General features: G+C 65.3%; 12 protein-coding genes. 7 read left to right on the forward strand and 5 right to left on the reverse strand.

What is annotated here, in order from left to right; translation table 11 throughout:
* Positions 1 to 3: 3 nt before the first annotated feature.
* Positions 4 to 867 carry an SDR family NAD(P)-dependent oxidoreductase gene (locus tag LKE06_RS06395; RefSeq protein ID WP_227997698.1) on the reverse strand — a complete coding sequence of 288 codons (864 nt, stop codon included), beginning with the start codon at positions 865 to 867 and terminating at the stop codon, positions 4 to 6.
* A gap of 461 nt (positions 868 to 1,328) precedes the next feature.
* Here LKE06_RS06395 and LKE06_RS06400 point away from each other — a divergent pair, with 461 nt between their 5' ends.
* Entirely contained in the window at positions 1,329 to 3,701 is a 2,373-nt protein-coding gene (locus tag LKE06_RS06400; protein ID WP_227997699.1) for a lysylphosphatidylglycerol synthase transmembrane domain-containing protein, read from the forward strand.
* Positions 3,702 to 3,706: 5 nt separating this feature from the next.
* On the opposite strand, the gene LKE06_RS06405 is transcribed toward LKE06_RS06400, so the two are convergent.
* The gene (locus tag LKE06_RS06405) at positions 3,707 to 4,417 is read right to left on the reverse strand and encodes a methyltransferase domain-containing protein (RefSeq protein WP_227997700.1); all 711 of its coding nucleotides are present in this window, start codon (positions 4,415 to 4,417) and stop codon (positions 3,707 to 3,709) included.
* A gap of 133 nt (positions 4,418 to 4,550) precedes the next feature.
* Here LKE06_RS06405 and LKE06_RS06410 point away from each other — a divergent pair, with 133 nt between their 5' ends.
* The gene (locus LKE06_RS06410) at positions 4,551 to 5,114 is read left to right on the forward strand and encodes a TetR/AcrR family transcriptional regulator (protein WP_227997701.1); all 564 of its coding nucleotides are present in this window, start codon (positions 4,551 to 4,553) and stop codon (positions 5,112 to 5,114) included.
* A 23-nt stretch (positions 5,115 to 5,137) separates the two neighbouring features.
* Here LKE06_RS06410 and LKE06_RS06415 read toward each other — a convergent pair whose 3' ends face one another.
* The 3 genes from LKE06_RS06415 to LKE06_RS06425 all read right to left on the reverse strand — a co-directional run bounded on the left by LKE06_RS06415 (position 5,138) and on the right by LKE06_RS06425 (position 8,983).
* On the reverse strand, positions 5,138 to 5,977 hold the full coding sequence (locus tag LKE06_RS06415; RefSeq protein ID WP_227997702.1) for a hypothetical protein: 840 nt from the start codon (positions 5,975 to 5,977) through the stop codon (positions 5,138 to 5,140).
* A gap of 152 nt (positions 5,978 to 6,129) precedes the next feature.
* Complete coding sequence (gene fadD5, locus LKE06_RS06420) at positions 6,130 to 7,701, reverse strand: fatty-acid--CoA ligase FadD5 (RefSeq protein WP_227997703.1); 1,572 nt, start codon at positions 7,699 to 7,701, stop codon at positions 6,130 to 6,132.
* Between the two features lie 331 nt (positions 7,702 to 8,032).
* On the reverse strand, positions 8,033 to 8,983 hold the full coding sequence (locus tag LKE06_RS06425; protein WP_227997704.1) for an MBL fold metallo-hydrolase: 951 nt from the start codon (positions 8,981 to 8,983) through the stop codon (positions 8,033 to 8,035).
* A 160-nt stretch (positions 8,984 to 9,143) separates the two neighbouring features.
* Between LKE06_RS06425 and LKE06_RS06430 the strand changes: the two genes are divergently transcribed.
* The 5 genes from LKE06_RS06430 to LKE06_RS06450 all read left to right on the forward strand — a co-directional run bounded on the left by LKE06_RS06430 (position 9,144) and on the right by LKE06_RS06450 (position 18,728).
* Positions 9,144 to 9,386 carry an acyl carrier protein gene (locus LKE06_RS06430; RefSeq protein WP_227997705.1) on the forward strand — a complete coding sequence of 81 codons (243 nt, stop codon included), beginning with the start codon at positions 9,144 to 9,146 and terminating at the stop codon, positions 9,384 to 9,386.
* Positions 9,383 to 15,277: a type I polyketide synthase gene (locus LKE06_RS06435; RefSeq protein ID WP_227997706.1), complete on the forward strand. Its 5,895-nt coding sequence runs from the start codon at positions 9,383 to 9,385 to the stop codon at positions 15,275 to 15,277. The genes LKE06_RS06430 and LKE06_RS06435 overlap by 4 nt, the downstream gene beginning before the upstream one ends.
* 67 nt (positions 15,278 to 15,344) lie before the next feature.
* Positions 15,345 to 17,087, forward strand: a complete 1,743-nt coding sequence (locus LKE06_RS06440; protein ID WP_227997707.1) for a fatty acyl-AMP ligase — start codon at positions 15,345 to 15,347, stop codon at positions 17,085 to 17,087.
* 112 nt (positions 17,088 to 17,199) lie between these two features.
* Positions 17,200 to 17,589, forward strand: a complete 390-nt coding sequence (locus tag LKE06_RS06445; protein WP_227997708.1) for a hypothetical protein — start codon at positions 17,200 to 17,202, stop codon at positions 17,587 to 17,589.
* The gene (locus LKE06_RS06450; protein WP_227997709.1) at positions 17,586 to 18,728 is read left to right on the forward strand and encodes a cation:proton antiporter; all 1,143 of its coding nucleotides are present in this window, start codon (positions 17,586 to 17,588) and stop codon (positions 18,726 to 18,728) included. The genes LKE06_RS06445 and LKE06_RS06450 overlap by 4 nt, the downstream gene beginning before the upstream one ends.
* The last annotated feature ends 6 nt before the right edge of the window (positions 18,729 to 18,734 follow it).

An 18,734-nucleotide genomic window follows, 5' to 3' on the forward strand; every position in this document is an offset into this window, starting at 1 on the left:
GAGCTATTCGGTCGAAGCCGTTGCGGTACCGGTGATTTCCTCCGACATCTTCCACAGCCGCCGCGCCAGCTCCGGGTCCGATGCCAGTTTGTTGCGCAGCGCTTCCAGCTTGAAACGATGGAAGTACATGCCGTTGATCGAGGACGCGTCCGGCGTTGTCGCCAAGCGCGCCAACGGATCCGCACCCTGTTCGGGCCGGATGAAGAACGGACGCGACAGTGGGGAACGGATCAACCGGCCGAGACCGAGCGGGGCATTGTCGTAGACGTGGGTGGCTACCGCGCCGGGATGGAACGCACCGGTGACCAGGCCGGTGTCCTCGGTGCGGCGGGCGAGCTCACGAGTGAACAGAATGTTCGCGAGCTTCGAGGCGGCGTAGGCGCCCATCTGGGTATACGAACCGGTCGAGGCGTTCACGGTATCGAGGTTCAACCGTGCCATCCGGTAGGTCATACTCGAAGTGTTGATCACCCGCGCCTTCGATTGCACCAGCCGATCCAGCAGCAGCGAGGTGAGCAGGAATCCGGACAGGTGATTGACCTGGAAGGTGAGCTCATTGCCATCGTCGGTGACGATGCGCTTGGCCCAAGCGCCGCCCGCGTTATTGGCCAGCACGTCGATGCGCGGGTAACGATCGAGTAGTTGGCCGGCGAGCTTGCGCACCTCCTCGAAGCTCGCGAAGTCCGCGATGAACGGCTCCGCGCCGATCTTCGAGGCCACTTCTGCCGTTCGCTGTGGCGAGCGGCCGACGACCGCGACTGTGGCGCCGCGCGCCGCGAGCTTCGCCGCCGCCTCCGCGCCGAGACCGGAACTCGCCCCGGTCACGACGATGGTCTTACCCGCTAGATCATTGTCTTGCACTGCCATAACAACCTTCCGAGCGTCGGGGACGACGCTCGGGCGGGGCCGCCCGGCCGTCGCCTAGTCGCCATGATGGTGATCGGATCGCGCGCTTTCGGCAAGCCCCGAAGTGTGCGAGTCCCATTCTCGAACCATCACATAGATGTGAGGGTCAAGCGCAGGTGCATGAGATCGAGCACACCGCGACGAAGGGAGCCTATGCGAACCCGCGGGCTGCTGGAATCCAGGCTGCCCACACAACCGCGACGCCATCGCCGAATACCTCGAGGCGGTGCGGGAGTACTCCGCGCACTGACCCGCGCCGGATCGGCCGCAGCGGCAACGGGCTGCCGGTGTGTATCGTCCCCGCAGACGCAAACACTGACCTTGTACCAGCACTCAGCCCTGCCATGAACCACCGGCCCGCAACGGTACGTTATCCACACCCGACGACCGGCAAAGACGCGGAAAGGCGGAAGAACTCTCACATGCGAGTTGACAGGCGGGAAATCCCGGTAACGGGCAGCCTGCTGCAACCGCTCATCCGGCGGACAAGTGACATCATCCGTGTCGTCCTCGCGGCGCTGTGGGTCAGCATTGTCGTCGCGGCCTCGGTCATCACCCGGCCGGAGTGGTTGCAGCTGGAACGTTCGGTGTCCAACATCGTCGGGTTCCTCAATCCGGACCAGTCGAATCTGGTGTACCTGATCTACGGCATGGCCATTCTGGCGTTGCCGTTCGCGATCCTCATCGAGTTGATCATCGGCAGGCAATGGAAGCTGCTGGCCGGGTACGCGGCGGCGGGGCTGGTCGCCGGACTGCTGTTATCGATCACCGGGACCGGGCTGTCCGCGCCGAAATGGCATCTGCAGGTGCCCGACCGGCTCGACACTTTCCTGTCCCAGTTCCTCGACGATCCGCGCTGGATCGCCATGCTGGCCGCGGTGCTGACGGTGTCGAGCCCATGGCTGCCGACCCGGCCGCGACGCTGGCTGTGGTTGCTGCTGCTGGCGTTCGCGCCGATTCATCTGGTGGTCAGCGCGGTGGTGCCTGCCAGGGCGATGTTCGGGCTCGCGGTCGGATGGCTGGTCGGCGCGGTAATCGTGCTGGTAGTCGGCACCCCGGCGCTGGAGGTGCCGCTCGATGCCGCGGTTCGGGTGCTGGCCAGGCGCGGGTACACGGTTACCGCGTTCACCGTGATGCATCCGGCCGGGCGCGGTCCACTGATCCTCGCCGCCGCCGTCGGGGGGCCCGAACGCGAACTGATCGTCGAGATGTACGGCAAGAACCAGCGCAGCTTCGGCGCACTGCGCCAACTGTGGCGGTGGATCACCTTCCGCGCCAGTGAAACCGCGGCCATGCACGGATCCATGCATCGCGCCGTCGAGCACCGGGCGCTGATGTCGCTGGCCGCGGGGGATCTGGGATTGTCGGCCGTCACCCCGCTCGCGGTCACCGCATTGGATCGCGGCTGGATGCTGTACACGCACACGGTCGCGCGTGGCACACCGATCGCAGCACTGTCCGGCGACGTCCTCACGGGCGTCTGGACCTCTCTGGAAACCCTGCATCGCGGCCAGATCTCGCATGGCGACCTACAGCCGGGCGAAATCCGCATCGACAACGGCGACACCCTGTTCAGCGGATTCGCGAGTGCCGAATACGGCGCTTCCGAGGCGCAGCGGCAATCCGATGTCGCACAGCTGCTGGTATCGACCACGAGCGTGTTCGGCAAGGAAGCGGCCGTGCGGGCCGGCATCGAAGCCCTTGGCGAACAAGGGATTTTGACTGCGGCCAGCCGACTGACCAAGTCCGCCATGCCATCCGGAATCAAGAAGTGGATCCCGGATTGGAAAGGCGTGCTTTCGGCAACGCGCGACGAAGTACGCAAGCAGACCGGGCACGACAAAATCCAGTCCGAACAGATCACCCGGTTCAGCCGCAACCAGATCATCCAGCTCGTATTGCTGATCGGGCTGGTGTACGTCGCCTACCCGTTCATCAGCGCGGTGCCAACGTTCTTCACACAGCTGACGACGGCCAATTGGTGGTGGGCGCTGCTCGGTCTGCTCGCCTCGACCCTGACGTATGTCGGTGCGGCAGCCGCACTGTGGGCGTGTGCGTCCGGATTGGTCAGCTTCCGCAATCTGGTAATCATGCAGTTGGCCAACACCTTTGCCGCGACGACCACCCCGGCCGGGGTCGGAGGTTTGGCCCTGAGTGTGCGATTCCTACAGCAGGGCGGGCTGGGCGCCGTCCGCGCCACCGCCGCCGTGGCGTTGCAGCAGACGGTCCAGGTGATCACCCACGTCGGCCTGTTGATCCTTTTCAGTATCGTGGCGGGCACCTCGGCGGACCTGTCGCATTTCGTACCTGATGCGACGGTGTTGTATCTGCTGGCCGGTGTCGGCGTCGGCATTATCGGCGCGTTCATGTTCGTGCCGAAACTGCGGCACTGGCTCAATAATTCGATCCGGCCACAATTGCAGGAGGTACTCGGCGAGCTCGCCGATCTGGCCCGCGATCCGAAGCGTTTCTCGATCATCGTCCTCGGCTGCGCGGCGCTCACGCTGGGCATGGCGCTGGCACTGTGGGCCAGCGTGGAGGCATTCGGCGGCGGCACCACCTTCGTCACCGTCACCATCGTGACGATGATCGGCGGCACCCTCGCGGCGGCGGCGCCGACTCCCGGTGGCGTCGGCGCCGTCGAGGCCGCATTGATCGGTGGACTCGCGGCCTTCGGGCTGCCCGCGAACATCGCCGTGCCATCGGTGCTGCTCTACCGCGTGCTCACCTGCTGGCTGCCGGTGTTCTGCGGGTGGCCGACAATGCGCTGGCTCGCCGCGAAAGATATGATCTGACAGCTCTATTCGGGTTTGATCGCGAGCAACGCGCCGGTCACCGGTTTGGCGGTGTGGAACTCCGTTGTCCGGAAACCGGTGTCGTACAAGGTTTCTCGATAGCGGCGGATATCAACGGCTGCCATCGGATCGGCAGGATGCCCGGTCGCGGCGTCATCATGGCGGTGCCGCGCCATGTAGCGAGCCATTGCCTTGACGACCGAAGGCGCCAACCGGCCGGTCAGGTAGGTGTCGGCAAGCAGCAGGCGACCGCCGGGACGCAATACGCGAAACATCTGGCCGATGGCCGTGTCACGCTGCGCCTCTGGAATGTGATGCATGACGAACGTGCAGGTCACGATATCGATCGAGGCGTCGGGCAGGCGCAGTGACTGAGCGGGACCGAGCTCGAACCGGCAGTTCGGCAAGGCGCTGGAGTGCGCGGTCGCGTAGTCGATCATCGGTGGCGATGGGTCCACACCGGTCACCGCGCCGCTCGGGCCGACCCGCCTGGCCAGCGCTCGGACGAGGTCACCGGGCCCGCTGCCGATGTCGAGCACGCGATCACCGGACCCCGCTCCGCTCAGCGCGACCAGCCTCGCATTCAGTGCCCTGTCCCGGCCGAGTATGAGAGCGGACTTCAAGGCGCGGTACTGGCGCGGCTGGGTCAGCACGATGCCGATGTCGGTGTCGCCATGATCGGCGGTGGTGGCAGACTGATGTTCATTTCGGGTCATATGTTCATGATCTGAACGAACAGCCTGATCGACCAGAACCAAAGTGGCGCAATTTGTTCCGTTCGGGACGAATCGCCGAATTCTGTTCGGGAAGACCATGCGTCAAGGAGACCCTCATGTACGGAACGAAGCTATGAGCGAGACCGCGGATCGTCGCGTACGGCGGACCACGAGCCTGCTGCACCGCGCACTGATCGAGCTGATGCTCGAACAGCGCTATGACCGGATCACCGTGCGTGACATCCTGCAGCGGGCCGATGTCGGCCGCTCCACGTTCTACGCGCACTTCCGCGATAAAGACGATCTACTGCTGGTCAGCAGCACCGAATACCTGCGTGAAGCGGTCGGCGCGTGCCGCACCGGGCCCGATTCCGCACCACTGGCGCCGGTATTCACGCTGCTGCGCCTGGCCGCGGAGAATCCCGAAGTGTATCGGGCCCTGCTCGGCCGTAAGAGCAGTGCGGTGCTGCTGCACGCGACCAGGAGCATGGTCGCGGGGATTCTCACCGAACAATTGCGGGCTCGACTCGATATGGCCGAAAGCGAATTCGCCGACACCGTGACCTTCCTGTCCTGGGGCGTCGTCGGTTTACTCGGCGCGATCGCCGACGCCGACCCGCCCTTGACCGCCGAGGACACCTACCAGCGCCTGGAACGGCTGATCGGCCCCGGCCTGGCGCTGCGAATCAACGAATAACAACCGCTGAAGGTCGTCGTTTGTCAGTTCGCGCGCAGGCCGATGACCAGGCCGTCCTTCGAGCAGATCGATGGCGTCGTCGCATCCGGTTGCGCGTTGCATTGCCAACCGTCGACGGTCATCACATCCGAATCGCTGATCGTGGTCGCATATGTGGTCGCCACATTGATTGCCTCGGTACAGCCGACCCGGCCCGCCGTGGTGCCGACGGCGATAACCGTGCGGGTGCCACCGCCCGCATCGGTGACCGGTCCGCAATTCACGTCTTCAACGGTGTCACCGGGATTCGGCGCGGGTGGCTCGTCGTTGTGGACCGGAGCGGGGGTCTGGCTCGGGTCGACGGTGCGAACGGGTGTGGGCGCGGGCGGTGGCGGGGTGGCCGGGCCCGCATTGCCGCGAAGGCCGATCGTCAAGCCCTGGTTGAGGCAAATGTGCGGTACACCGGTATCGGGTTGCGGCTCACAAGTCCAGCCGTCGACGGTGGTCGCGTCGGCGGCCCGCGGAATACTCACATAGTCGGATGCGACGGTGATCGCCTCGGTGCAGCCGGCCCGGCCCGCGGCGGAGGCAAAGGCGATGACGTGCGCGGTAGCGCCGTTGGAACCATTGATGGTGCCGCAATCGACATCGGCCAGCGGGGTGGGCGCTGGGGCCGGGGGCTGAGTCGGGCTCGGCGGTGGCAGCGGGGCGGCGCTCGGCCCGACCAGGTTGGGCGCCTTGGTTATCGCGGCCGCGGATGTGGCCGAATGGGCCGTGGAGCCTGCCGACGCCGAGTCCGTCTTCCCGTCCTTACCGCATCCGGCCATCATCGCGACGACCGTGAGAGATGTTGCTGCGAGGACCGCGAGATGAGTGGATTTCACCGAAGTTTCTCCTGATCTCGAACCGAACCAGCGGAATCGGACCGGGCCCACCAATATTCGAGCGGTAGCTGACCCATTGCCAGTGTCATTCAATCACAATGGCGATCACAGGTTCGGTTTTCGAGTCGAGTCGCGTCCGGCCCGCAACCATCTCAGGACGAATAATCCTTGCGCAGTTGCAATTTCACCACCTTGCCGCTGGCATTGCGCGGCAACTCGGCCACCAACACCAGATCCTTGGGATGCTTGTAGCGCGCCAGATTCTCGGTGAGGATAGGTTCCAGCTCCGCCAGTGTGAGCTCCGCATCCGGATCCAACAGCGCGACAATGGCTACCGGGATCTCGCCCCACTTCTCGTGCGCGCGACCGACCACCGCGGCCTCGCGAATCTTCGGGTGCGCGAACAGTACGTTCTCCACCTCGGCGCAGTAGATGTTCTCGCCGCCGGAAATGATCATGTCCTTCTTGCGGTCCACGACATAGAGGAAACCCTCGTCGTCGGCGCGGACCAGGTCGCCGGAGCGGAACCAGCCGCCCGTGAACGCGGCGGCCGTCGCCTCGGGCCGGTTCCAGTAGCCCTGCATGAGAGTCGGTCCACGGTAGACGATTTCGCCGATCTCACCCCGCGCCACATCGTTCATTTCATCGTCGACGACGCGGGCCTGGATGGTCGCGATGGGCTTGCCGACCGAGCCGAGCTTGCGGATCGCGTCTTTGCCCTCCAGCACGCAGGTGATCGGTGACATCTCGGTCTGCCCGAACACCGCGACATTGGTGGCGTCGGGGAAGCACTCGGCCATCGCCTTCAGCACCGTGTCCGACGCGGGCGCGGCGCCCCAGCTGAGCATCCGCAATGCCAGTTTGCGGTCCTTGACCGTCGGCTCCTCGCAGATCATCTGCCATTGCGCGGGGACGCAGAACGCGGTGGTGGCCTGCTCCCGCTCGACCGCGTCGAGAAAATCGGTCGGGTCGAACGCGCCGAGCGGATGCAGCACAATCTTGCCGCCGAGCATGAAATATGGTGCCAGGCTGCCGATTCCGGCGATGTGGAACAGCGGCGTGGTACAGAACCCGATGGATTCCGGGCCGATATCCATGGCCCGGATACAGGTCAAGGACTGGCTGTTCATATTCGCGTGCGAGAGCACCGCTCCCTTCGGGCTGCCGGTGGTGCCCGAGGTGTACATGATCAGCGACGCGGTGTCCTCGGGGATATCCAGCGGGGTGTGCGGCGTGCCGCCCTCGGCGAGCACATCGTCGTAGCCGAGCACGCCGTCGGCGGTCTCGCCGCCGATCACGATGCAGGTCTCCAGCGTGGGCGCCTGCCGACGGACCGCGACGGCCAGCGGTTGCAACAGCGCATCGGTGACGATCGCCTTCGCACCACTGTCGCCGACGATGAAGGCGACCTCGGGCGGGGTGAGCCGGAAGTTCACCGGCACCGCGATGGCGCCGAGCGCAGTTATGCCGAAGACAGCCTCGAGATATTCGGGGTCGTTGAGCGCGAGGATGAGCACTCGGTCACCGAAACCGACGCCGCGGCGGGCGAGCGCGTCGGCGAATTTCAGCGAACGCTCGTTGAGCTGGTGCCAGGTGGTGTCCACGCCACGGAATCGGATCGCGACCGCGTCCGGTCGCATCTGCGCGTGCGAGGCGATCTGATTGTTCCAGTGGTTACGCCGCGACCTGATCGGCTCGTCGAGCGCCTGTGCACCGGTGGTCATGCCACGAACTCCTCCCGGACCGTCAGGTGTCCGCCGGGATGTCCGACAGCGATGACGGGCTGAACCGAGCTCAGAATAACAACTAACTTCTTAGTCTGACAAGAAATCCAGATGATGAACCGTCGTTAATCGACCTGAACTGACGCTGAACGCGCGAAAAGGCATACCAACTGGGCATACACCGACTCTCACTGCCACTTCGGCACGACTCAATCGAGGAAATCTGAACTCAATCATGCGAATCGTGACTCACTTATGAGTTGAAGGCAAGACGATTCTCATGTCACCACCTTGCTGATGGCCGACCGCCCCAGCAGCGGTGACGGCGTGACTACCTTGCGGCCAGCGCCGCGACGGCCGCGTGGTCGTGTGCCGCGATGATGTCGATGCCGGTCGGGAGGGCGTGCAGGCGGTGGATCGTCGCGAAGGTGGCGTCGCGGTCCTCGTCGAACAGTTCGCCGGGCAGCGGCGCCTTTTCCCTGATCAACTCGACCTGCAATTTGTTCCACACCGCGTCACCTGCAAGCAGTACCCGGGTGCCGTCGTTCACCGCGAGCAGCACCCCGATGCTGCCCGGCGTATGGCCGGCCAGATCGACCAGCAGCACCGAGCCGTCGTCGAACAGGTCAAGGCTGCGCGGGAAGGTCAGTACCGGCGGGCCATCGAGTTCGAACGTATCGAAGGTCCGGCCACGCAGCGGGCCGCGCGCCACCCCGATCGGCGCGTGGTCACCGCCGAGTGCCCAGTCGTGTTCGATCGCGGGAACCCGGATGGCCACGGAATCGGGCAGTTCCAACAGCCCGGCCACATGGTCCCAGTGCAGGTGGGTAGGCATGACGAAGTCGATCGAGGAACCGTCGATATCCCGGGCGGCCAGCGCATCGGATAGGCCGAGGACCGGTCTATCCGGGGCGACCAGCAGCGGGATCGGGAAGGGTAGCTCGGGCATCACCCGCTCGTGCACGCCGGAGCACAGCGCCGGGTCCACCAGAAACCGGGCCTTCGGGTGCTCGATCAGGTAAGCCGCCATGGTCATCGGCAGTTCGCGCAGGCTTCGCACGCCTTCGACGACGATCGTCGTCGGCGCCGACAGCGTCGCCTGCATAAGCACGGTGACGCCGACCGTCGCCCTGGCCTGTGGAAGCGGGGCCGCCTCCAGGCTCGCCAGCAACCGGGCGTCGGGGCGACGTGGCCGCAGCAGCCGACCTGGTGTCGCCGCCAATGCGGCGGTGCTGCGCAACACGGCCGATAGGGTTGGCGTCCGGTCGCTGGCTGGAGGCATTGTCCCACCGTAAGTGATCGAGCGGGTCGGTGAAACCCATGGGGTGTCAGCGCAATAGCTCGTGGATATCTGTCCTTGCCTCGCTCGATTTCTACGGCATAATTTCTGGGGTACAGGCTGTGGTGGGCTGCGGCCTCGGACGAGGGGGAGGGGAGGTCGGATGGCGCTGGATCGACGAACCGCACTCACCACGGCGGCCGTGACCGCGGTCGCTGGGTTACTCGGCATCGAGGCCGCCACCGTCCGCACCGACACGCCATTCAGCGATCTCGGCCTCAGCTCCATTCAGCTGGCCCGGCTCACGGCGCATCTGGAAGATGCTATGGGAGTGGAGGTTTCACTCACCGCCCTCTTTGACCACCCGGATATCGAACAACTGGTCGAGCACCTCGCGATGCGATGACTACTACCCACACCCCACCCGTATCCATCGTCGGTATCGGCTGCCGAGTACCGGGGGCCTCCGGCGTGACCGAGTTCTGGCGCATGCTCCTGAACGGCAATGACGCCACCGCGCCGCCACCGCCCGGACGGCTCGGTACGCGGCGCGGCGGATACCTCGACGACGTCGAATCGTTCGACAACGACTGGTTCGCCATCTCTCGCCGTGAGGCCGCGCTGATGGATCCCCAGCAACGCCTCGCACTCGAAGTCGCCATCGAAGCTCTTGATGACGCTGGAATCGGCTATCGCACAAAAGGTTCCGATACGGCGGTTATCGTCGGCGCCTGTACCTACGAACACGGCATCAGCGTGCTCGGCCGTGGCGGGCACGACGCACCCTATGCGGTGACCGGCTCCGCGCTGAGCATTATCGCCAACCGGCTGTCCTACGTTCTAGACCTGCGCGGACCGAGCCTGGTGGTGGACAGCGCCTGCTCCTCATCCCTGGTGGCCGTCGATACGGCGATGCGGCTGCTCCGCGACGATACGGTGCCATTCGCCATCGTTGGCGGGGTCAACCTCAGCCTGCTGCCCCATACCTCCGACTACTTGGCGCAGGGAGGATTCCTCGCACCCGACGGACGATGCAAACCATTCGACGCCGCCGCTGACGGCTACACCCGCGGTGACGGCTGCTCGGTAGTGATATTGCAGCGCACCGCGGACGCGCAGCGTGAAGGCAACCGGATCTATGCGGAAATCGTCGGCTCGGCGGTCGGCTCGGACGGGCGCTCAAATGGACTGTACGCACCGAACGGCCGCGCCCAGCAGCACACACTGCGGACCGCGTGGGCCCGATCCGGCCTCGAGCCGCACACCAGTGGTTATATCGAATGTCACGGTACCGGAACACCTTTGGGTGACGCCGTTGAAGTCGGCGCACTCGCCGCCGTGCTGGCGGGCGGCGATCCGACCTGGATCGGCTCGATCAAATCCAATATCGGTCACCTCGAAGCGGCGGCGGGTGTCACCGGCCTCATCAAGACGGCGCTATCCATCCAGCGCGGCGTAATCGTCCCAACCATCAACTCGCACACCGAGAACCCTCTATTGAAGCTCGCCGATCACGGCCTGCGCGTCCCAACCGTACCGATTGATTGGACCGCGACCCCGATTACGCGGCGCCGAGCCGGCGTGAGCTCCTTCGGCTTCGGTGGTACCAACGCCCACGTCGTCCTACGCGGCGTCACGCCGATCCCCACCACCCGAGGTGAGGAACCACCCGTCCTCATCCCCATCACCGGCCGCGACATCGCCGAATTACGTTCGCGCGCAAAACAATGGGCGGCCCTACTCGACCCTGCCGTCGAACCAACAACCCCCACCAACCACACCTCAGAACCCCAGCCAACGCAACCTCCCGGGCCACCCCGAACCGACGTCCTTCCTCGGTATACCAACGCGACACAAACATCCGAACCGGGCAATCTCACCGAACCTATTTCGGACATGAACACCGCATTCAACGCGGCAGCACAATCCCAACCCAACGATGGGATCGGAGTAGCGGGCGAGACGGATGACAGTTTTGCCGAGTACCCCGGACCGGACCCGTTCGTCGGCGACGTGCGGGGTGCTCACGCGGCCGGCGAAGGCGAACCATCATTGCGCCAATTCGGCATTGCCGCATCACGTTTGATGCCTGAACGTATACGGGCAGCTGTTATCGCGCGCGATAAAGAGGAGGCCGCGCAGCGGCTGCGGGGGCTCGCGCGCGGGGAAACGGGTGCGCGGGTGATCGCGGCTGGTTCGGTGCGGCGGCGGGGTAGTGTGCTGTTTCTGTTCTCCGGGCAGGGGGGCCAGCATTCAAGGATGGGCCGAGCGTTAGCGGCGCGGTATCCAGTGTTCGCGCGGGCGGTTACCGATGCGGCGGATGCCATTGTTGCGGCGGGTGGTCCGCGAGTATGGACTCCCCGCAATGGGTTTGCGCTCTCGGCGAGCGCCGCCGTAACCCATAGGGAAGCTACCGAATTCGTGCAGCCGGCGATATTCGCCTTCCAGATGGCGATGACCGAGCTGTTGTCCTCGTGGGGCGTGACGCCCGACGCGGTCGTCGGCCACAGCCTGGGTGAGGTGGCCGCGGCGGCGGTGGGTGGCGCGCTATCGCTGTCGGACGCGGCGCGAGTTATTGTGGCGCGCAGCCGAATTCTGGCCGATCTGGATGGGCGCGGCGCGATGGCGGCGCTGGAAGCGACCCAGGAAGAAGCCGCGAGCCTGGTGAATCCAGTGCGTGCCATGGTTGGCATCGCGGCCGTCAACGGACCACGTTCTGTCGTGATCTCCGGCGAGCCCCGTTACGTCGATGCCGTGGTGCGTCGTGCGAAGCGCCGCGATCTCTTCGCGCAACGGATCGCCGTCGATTTCGCCGCGCACAGCCCGCAGGTTGTTCCGCTCGTGCCCGAGTTCCTCGAAACGCTCAGCGATCTCGCGCCGCAGGCCCCACACTGCCCCATCTATTCCACCGCACACTCCGCCCGCACCATCACCACACCCACGATGGACGCGCGATACTGGGCCGATAATGCTTCGGGCACAGTCGAACTCGACGCCGCACTTCGTCGGGCGGCTACCGATGGCCTGTCCACCATCGTGGAGATAGCACCGCATCCGATCCTCGTGCCCGCCGTTCGCGAATATCCGGCTTTCCGCGACGCCACCCACGCAGCGACCACCCGCGACGACGAGGCCACCGCCTTCCTCGCCTGCCTGGCCAACCTCCACACCCACGGCTACTCCATAACCTGGTCCGCCAACGGCCCCTTCACCACCGCACCTCCAACCCGCCAATGGACCAAACACCACTTCCCACTGATCACCCCCACACACCCCTCCCCACCCCCTGCCACGCCTGCCAGGCACCCGAACAACCACGCAGCCAGCAACCACCCGGATGCCCCCACGCCGCCCGACACCGAACTCGCCACCCGGACCGAACTGAATGCCGGATCCCATCCAGGAACCGGACCCGGCGTAGATGCCGGACACGAACTCACCACCCGAACCGACGTCGATACAAGTTCCGAACCGGCTAACCGAATCGGTCGCGATGCCGGGGCCGGACGGGCCGACACCGGGGCGGGGGCGCGGGGCGCCAGTAGTGGCTGGGTCGCCGGGGGCGGCACATCGGACGGCAGTGGGGTATCCGGGCGGGACCATACGGCACCCTGGTCGGAGGGTGACGGCGGGTCGATTGTTGGCGAATCCGCTTTTGTCAGTGATGATCTCGCCGATCACGTGGTGCAAGGGATGCCGACCGTACCCGCGGTGTTCTGGTTGCTCGGATTGTCGCGGTTGGCGAATACGTCGAGCGCGGCATCTGTGGTTACCGATTTCAATGTGCATATACGGAGCGATCCGGCAGTGCTGCCGACCGTCACCTATCGGCGCGATGCCATGGGAAGTGGTGTGCTGGCGGAATCCGGGAATGCCGTGGTGCTGGCCTCGGCTCGGGTCGCAGGTAACCCGACACCCGCGGACATTGTCGCGTGGATGCGGACAGTCGACACGAATCGGGCTGCGCGACACCAGATGCGAGTGCTGGAGGCCGACGCGTTCTATGACGATCTGCGTGCGGGAGGTCTCGAATACGGACCCGGTTTCCGCACCGTTCGCGGCATCCAGGTCGGAAGTGACTGCGCGGTCGGCACTTTCGACTTCGCGCCGCTGTCGCGAGCTGCGACGCTCGATGGTGGTCTGCATCTACTCGCCGCGGCCCGCTACGACGACCTGCCACCCGATTCGGTGCCACTGCCGATCGGCATCGAAACGGCGTGGTTGTCGACCGAACCGCACCGTGTGGTGCTCGAGGTGCATGCCTTCGTACGGCGGCGTACCCGCACCGGTTTGACCGGCGATGTCATCGGCACCGATCAGCACGGCGCACCGGTGTTTGCCCTCGCGGGTGTCGAGGTCAGGTTCGTCGCCTCCGCCCAGCAATCCGATCTCGAATCAGACTCTCCGATAACGGCTTTTCGGCACGAGATTTGGCAACCGATCGCGGTGGCTCCGACCGGTACTTCGAACATCGGGCCTTCCAGCGCACCGGTGAACCACCCAGTTCGCGTCACGGATTCACCCGTGTCCGGCACCACCGATCACTATGCCGACACCCAATCGGCAACAACGGCGCCCGGGTCGGTCCAGGCAAAACGAGCCCTCGTGATCGGGGAGTCACCGCTTGCGATCCGCCTGACCAGGGAGCTCGACCGCACCTTGCCAACCGAGCGGGTCGCTCGCGAGCCCGATCTCGCGGGCCCGATCGTCTCGGCCGTACTCGCGGGACGAACGTCGGCATCTCGCACGGCGGTCGTGCTGGTGTGGCCGCACGACGCCGCCACCTCGAATACCACCCCCGAACCGGACGACGTCCTCGCAACCACCGCGCGGGTACTCGACCTGATCCAGCGCATCCAATCAGCCGATGCCACCGCATCTTTGACGGTCCTTCTCCCCGATCATTGTCTGCCCACACCGGCACCCCCCGGAGGCCAACGGTCAGATACGCGAGCGATGGCGGCAATCGACCACTCGATGCCGATGGCTCTCGCAGGATTGATCCGCTGCCTACAGCTCGAATCGGGTCGTGCAATCCGACTGGTGTGGACCGACGCGACCAGCGACAGCACCCGGGCACTACGCGAAATAATCATCGAGGCCCCGCTCGACCCGTCCCCAAGAGCATGCGCAGTCCCCGGCGAACTACGAATCTCACTGGGCGCACAGATGATTCGCAGATTTACGACCGCGCATCCGAAATTGTCTGTTGCCCAGCCTATCGACGCGTGTGGCACGTACGTAGTCACCGGCGGGCTCGGCGCACTCGGCGCGGTAGCGGTGCGATGGCTACTCGATGCGGGCGCCCGGGATGTCGTGGTGCTGACCCGGTCACCCCGGCCGATTCCCGCGCTGCTCGATGGCCTGGAGGACCGTATCGTCGTGGTTCGCTGCGACGCCGCCGACCGCGATGACCTCGCCAACGCGCTCAACGACATTCGCGAATGCGGCTCCACCATTCGCGGAATCGTGCATGCCGCGGGCACCTTGGAGGACGCCGCATTCGAGGCCGTAACCGGTCGACAGCTGATCCGGATGTTCGCACCGAAATACCTCGCCGCCCGCAACCTGATCGAACTCACCGCTGCGGACCCGACCGGTTTCGTGGTGCTGTTCTCCTCCGCCACCGGCGCGCTCGGCGCCCCCGGCCAAGCCGCCTACGCCAGCGCCAATACCGCGATGGACGCCCTCGCCCTGACATACCCCGACCGGCACATAACAAGCGTCGGCTGGGGCGTGTGGGCCTCGGGCCTCGCCGAAACCGCCGGTGGCGCGGCACATATGCGACGTGCGGGGGTCTCGGCATTCTCCGTCGCTCGCGGCGCGGAGCTGCTTACGCAGGCCCTGCGATATGACGACCCGTATCTGCTCGCACTCGATTACACCCCAACCGCGGATTCCTCGCCGATCGGCGCACGACTGCGCGATCTACTCGCGCACACCATATTCCCGTCCAACGGCCGAGGAATTCCGTCGATCGACCTCGATCGCTCCGACGCACCGACCTCAACTCGAACCGTGCCGGACCAAGACGGCCGGCCCGAACAGCTCGCCGACACAATTCGCACAGTACTTGCCGCGACGCTCGATTCGGCCTCCGAATATATCGACCCTACAGCTGATTTCAATGATCTCGGCCTCAGCTCCCTGCTCGGTATAGAGATGCGCCGCAACCTGGAAACCCGACTCGGTATCCGAATCTCCACCGCCGAGCTCTTCCGGCATCCCACTGTCGATGCCCTCACCGAAGCGCTCGCCGATCGGGTCGCGGCTACGAAATCCGGAGAAGTGCGATGACTTACCGAACGGACTGTCGTCATCGAAGCCCGCATGACCGCACTCCGCGAAACCCCGATGAGGTCCCGTGACGCCAACCGAGCCCACACCGTCGCATAACCTACTTGCCGCTCGGGTCACCGAGTGGGCGCGCATCAAGCCCGACGCCGCCGCCTACACCGAATTGCGTTATCGCGGAGCCGAATGCAATCCACGCACCCTGACGTACAGCGAATTACACAGTGCCACAGACATATTGGCACTACGGATTGCCGCGTTATCCGATCCTGGCGATCGGGTGGCGATTCTATGCGCGCATGGCTTGGACTACGTCGTGGCCTTCTTGGCATGTCTTGCCAGCGATCGCATTGCCGTCCCGCTCCATCCCGCAGCGGGTGCCCGCAATAGCGCCCGACTGGAGACCGCAATTGCGAACGCGCGCCCCGCTATCGGGCTGATATCCGCGTCCGATCGAACGACGGCCGACCTGTTCGGCCCGGCACTCGGTCGCGTACTCACACTTCCGCCCGATCCCTGCACCGTCGAAATTTCGAACCGCACCATGGACCCCCCGTTCCATCCGCCATCCACCTCCGGCACGAATCTCGCCTACCTGCAATACACTTCCGGATCGACCAGGGTGCCCGCCGGAGTGCAAGTCACTCACGCGAATCTCACTGCGGCACTCGATCAATTGTGGTCAGCCATTCCGTCTTCACGTTCGAAACCGATTGTGACTTGGCTGCCGTTCTTCCACGATATGGGCCTCGTGTTCGCCCTCGCCCTGCCGCTCTACGCGGGTGTACACGGGATCACGCTGGCGCCCGCAGAATTCGTCAAGCGGCCGATCCGCTGGCTGCGCGCGTGCAGCGACTATCGCGCCGGATCCACCGGCGGCCCGAATTTCGGTCTGGCCCTGACAGTCTCGGCAACAACACCCGAGGAACGCGCCGGACTCGACCTCACGAACCTCGAAGTACTACTGAACGGCGCCGAACCCATCCGTGAACAGACGCTCACCGATTTCACCGAAGCCTTCGCTGTCCACGGCTTCCGGCACCATGCTCACCTGCCCGGCTATGGCCTCGCCGAAGCCACTCTCCCGGTGACGATCGCCGCGCCGGCCGAAGATCCCGTCACGGAGCGATTCGATCGCAACGCCCTGGCACATGGTCGCGCGGTCGCAACACCCGAGGGCGTCGCTCTCATCGGCTGCGGCGCGCCCGTTGACCAGCGGGTCGCCGTCGTCGATCCGGCCGAGGGCCTCGAGGTCGGTGCGGCCGATGTCGGAGAAATCTGGGTCGCCGGGCCCAATGTCTGCGCGGGCTACTTCGACAACCCCACCGCCACCACCGCGCGTTTCGGCGCCACCGTCCCCGGCAGGCCCGAATCCTGGTTGCGCACCGGCGATCTCGGTTTCTGGCACAATGGGCAGCTCTTCGTCGCGGGCCGACTCGATGACCTCATCGTCATCGACGGCCGCAACCACTATCCGGCCGATATCGAAACGACCGTCGCCGCCTGCGCGCCCGAGGTACGCACCGGTCGTGTCGCCGCATTCGGCCACGACGACGGTCTTCGCCAGGAGTTGGTGGTTGTTGCCGAACTGGTGACCACCGATACCAACGACGAACTGGCCACGCTCACGCGTCGGATTCGCACCGCCATCGCCGGCACGCACGACATCGCGCCGGGCGCCGTCGTCCTGGTCGAAGCGGGTGCCATCCCCAAAACCTCCAGCGGAAAACTGCGCCGCCGCGAATGCCGCACCAGATACGCCGCCGGTGAGCTGACCGTTACCGCCGCCGATTTTCGGCAGTCACGCCCCTAATTGTCGAATCCCATCCGTCCGGTGCACATCCCGGTTCCGCACTGTGGAGTAGGAGTCCGAAACACCCCGCGAATGCCGCTGATCAGGTGCTCGGGCGGCGATGATGGGCGCCATGACGACCGAAACGATAACCGTGACCTGGAAACATCAACCCGACGAGCACGACTACCCCGCCGCGGCGGATTACCTCGAACTACTGGCCGAATCGGCGATTGTCGACGCGGTGGTGGCGGGCCTGCGCACGGCCCCGATCGTGTACAAGAAGGCCAAGGACATTCTGCGCGCCGCCCAGTTGGAATTGCTCAGCGCGGAGGATCCGCATGTTCGTCGCGATTTGATCAAGATCAATAGCGGCACCGCGCTCTCACCGATCCTGCTGGTGCGCGGCGACTTCCGCACCAGCGTCCCGATGGTGATCGCCGACGGCTACCACCGAGTGTGTGCCATCAACTATGCCGATGCGAACATTGCGATCCCGGCGAAAATCGCCGCCCTCCCGTGACCTTCTCGACCCTTGCTCTGATCGTCGTGCTCGGGCTGTGCGGCCCGCTGCTCGCGCTGCGGATGTCCTGGCATGTACCGGTCATACTCGGCGAATTGATCGCTGGAATTGGCTTCGGCGCAACCGGTTTCGGCGTGCTGGACGCCTCGGACCCGCTGTTCGTCTTTCTGGCGGATATGGGATTCGCGGTGGTGATGTTCGTTGCGGGCACCCATGTCCCGGTGCGTGATCCGGCCGTCTGCTCCGCGCTCGGGGTCGGCGCCGTGCGGGCTGTGATTGTCGGCCTGCTCGCGACGGTAGCGGGATTCGGTGCCGCCCATTGGTTCAGCACCACCCATGGCGCGATCTATGCGGTGCTGATGGCGTCCTCGTCCGCGGCGCTGGTGCTACCGATCATCGATTCGCTCGGGTTATCCGGCCAGCCGGTGCTCGCCCTGACAGCTCAGGTCGCCATCGCGGATACCGCGTGTGTCATCGCATTGCCTTTGGTCATCGACCCGGGCAACGCAGGCCGCACCGCGCTCGGTGCGGTCGCTGTCGCGGCGGCCGCGGGCGCGCTGTTCCTGATCCTGCGTCAGCTGGAGCGGTCGGGACGACGGCGGCGGGTGCATCGGCTCTCGGAGGACCGCGCGTTCGCGCTGGAACTTCGCGTGAGTCTCGCGGCGCTTTTCGCGCTGTGCGCGGTGGCCACCCAGACGCATGTATCGATTATGTTGGCGGGCTTCGCCGCCGGGCTCGCCGTCGCCGGTGTAGGTGAGCCGCGCCGAGTTGCCCGCCAGCTCTTCGCGATCAACGACGGCTTTCTCGGTCCGCTGTTTTTCGTCTGGCTCGGAGCTCGGCTCAACCTGCGTGAATTCGGCGAGCGCCCTGAACTCATCGGATTGGGGCTATTGCTCGGTGCGGGCGCGATTCTGGTGCATCTCGCGATCAAGGCCATCGGCCAGCCGATGGCCTTCGGCGCACTCGCGGCCGCGCAGATCGGAGTGCCGGTCGCGGCCGTCACGGTCGGCACCCAACTGCACGTGCTGGTCCCGGGTGAATCGTCGGCCCTGATGTTGGGCGCGTTGTCCACGATCGCCGTAGCCGCGTTCGCCGCCAGTCGAACGGCGGCCCGAAAATCCAAGACCGCCGAGCGATAGACGAGT

It is taken from the genome of Nocardia australiensis (assembly GCF_020733705.1).
Classification (GTDB): domain Bacteria; phylum Actinomycetota; class Actinomycetes; order Mycobacteriales; family Mycobacteriaceae; genus Nocardia; species Nocardia australiensis.

What these genes read in the sequence shown, in the direction of transcription:
- LKE06_RS06395 (WP_227997698.1), bottom strand. Translation starts at nt 867, where the DNA reads ATGGCAGTGCAAGACAATGATCTAGCGGGTAAGACCATCGTCGTGACC.
- LKE06_RS06400 (WP_227997699.1), top strand. Translation starts at nt 1,329, where the DNA reads ATGCGAGTTGACAGGCGGGAAATCCCGGTAACGGGCAGCCTGCTGCAA.
- LKE06_RS06405 (WP_227997700.1), bottom strand. Translation starts at nt 4,417, where the DNA reads ATGACCCGAAATGAACATCAGTCTGCCACCACCGCCGATCATGGCGAC.
- LKE06_RS06410 (WP_227997701.1), top strand. Translation starts at nt 4,551, where the DNA reads ATGAGCGAGACCGCGGATCGTCGCGTACGGCGGACCACGAGCCTGCTG.
- fadD5 (WP_227997703.1), bottom strand. Translation starts at nt 7,701, where the DNA reads ATGACCACCGGTGCACAGGCGCTCGACGAGCCGATCAGGTCGCGGCGT.
- LKE06_RS06425 (WP_227997704.1), bottom strand. Translation starts at nt 8,983, where the DNA reads ATGCCTCCAGCCAGCGACCGGACGCCAACCCTATCGGCCGTGTTGCGC.
- LKE06_RS06430 (WP_227997705.1), top strand. Translation starts at nt 9,144, where the DNA reads ATGGCGCTGGATCGACGAACCGCACTCACCACGGCGGCCGTGACCGCG.
- LKE06_RS06435 (WP_227997706.1), top strand. Translation starts at nt 9,383, where the DNA reads ATGACTACTACCCACACCCCACCCGTATCCATCGTCGGTATCGGCTGC.
- LKE06_RS06445 (WP_227997708.1), top strand. Translation starts at nt 17,200, where the DNA reads ATGACGACCGAAACGATAACCGTGACCTGGAAACATCAACCCGACGAG.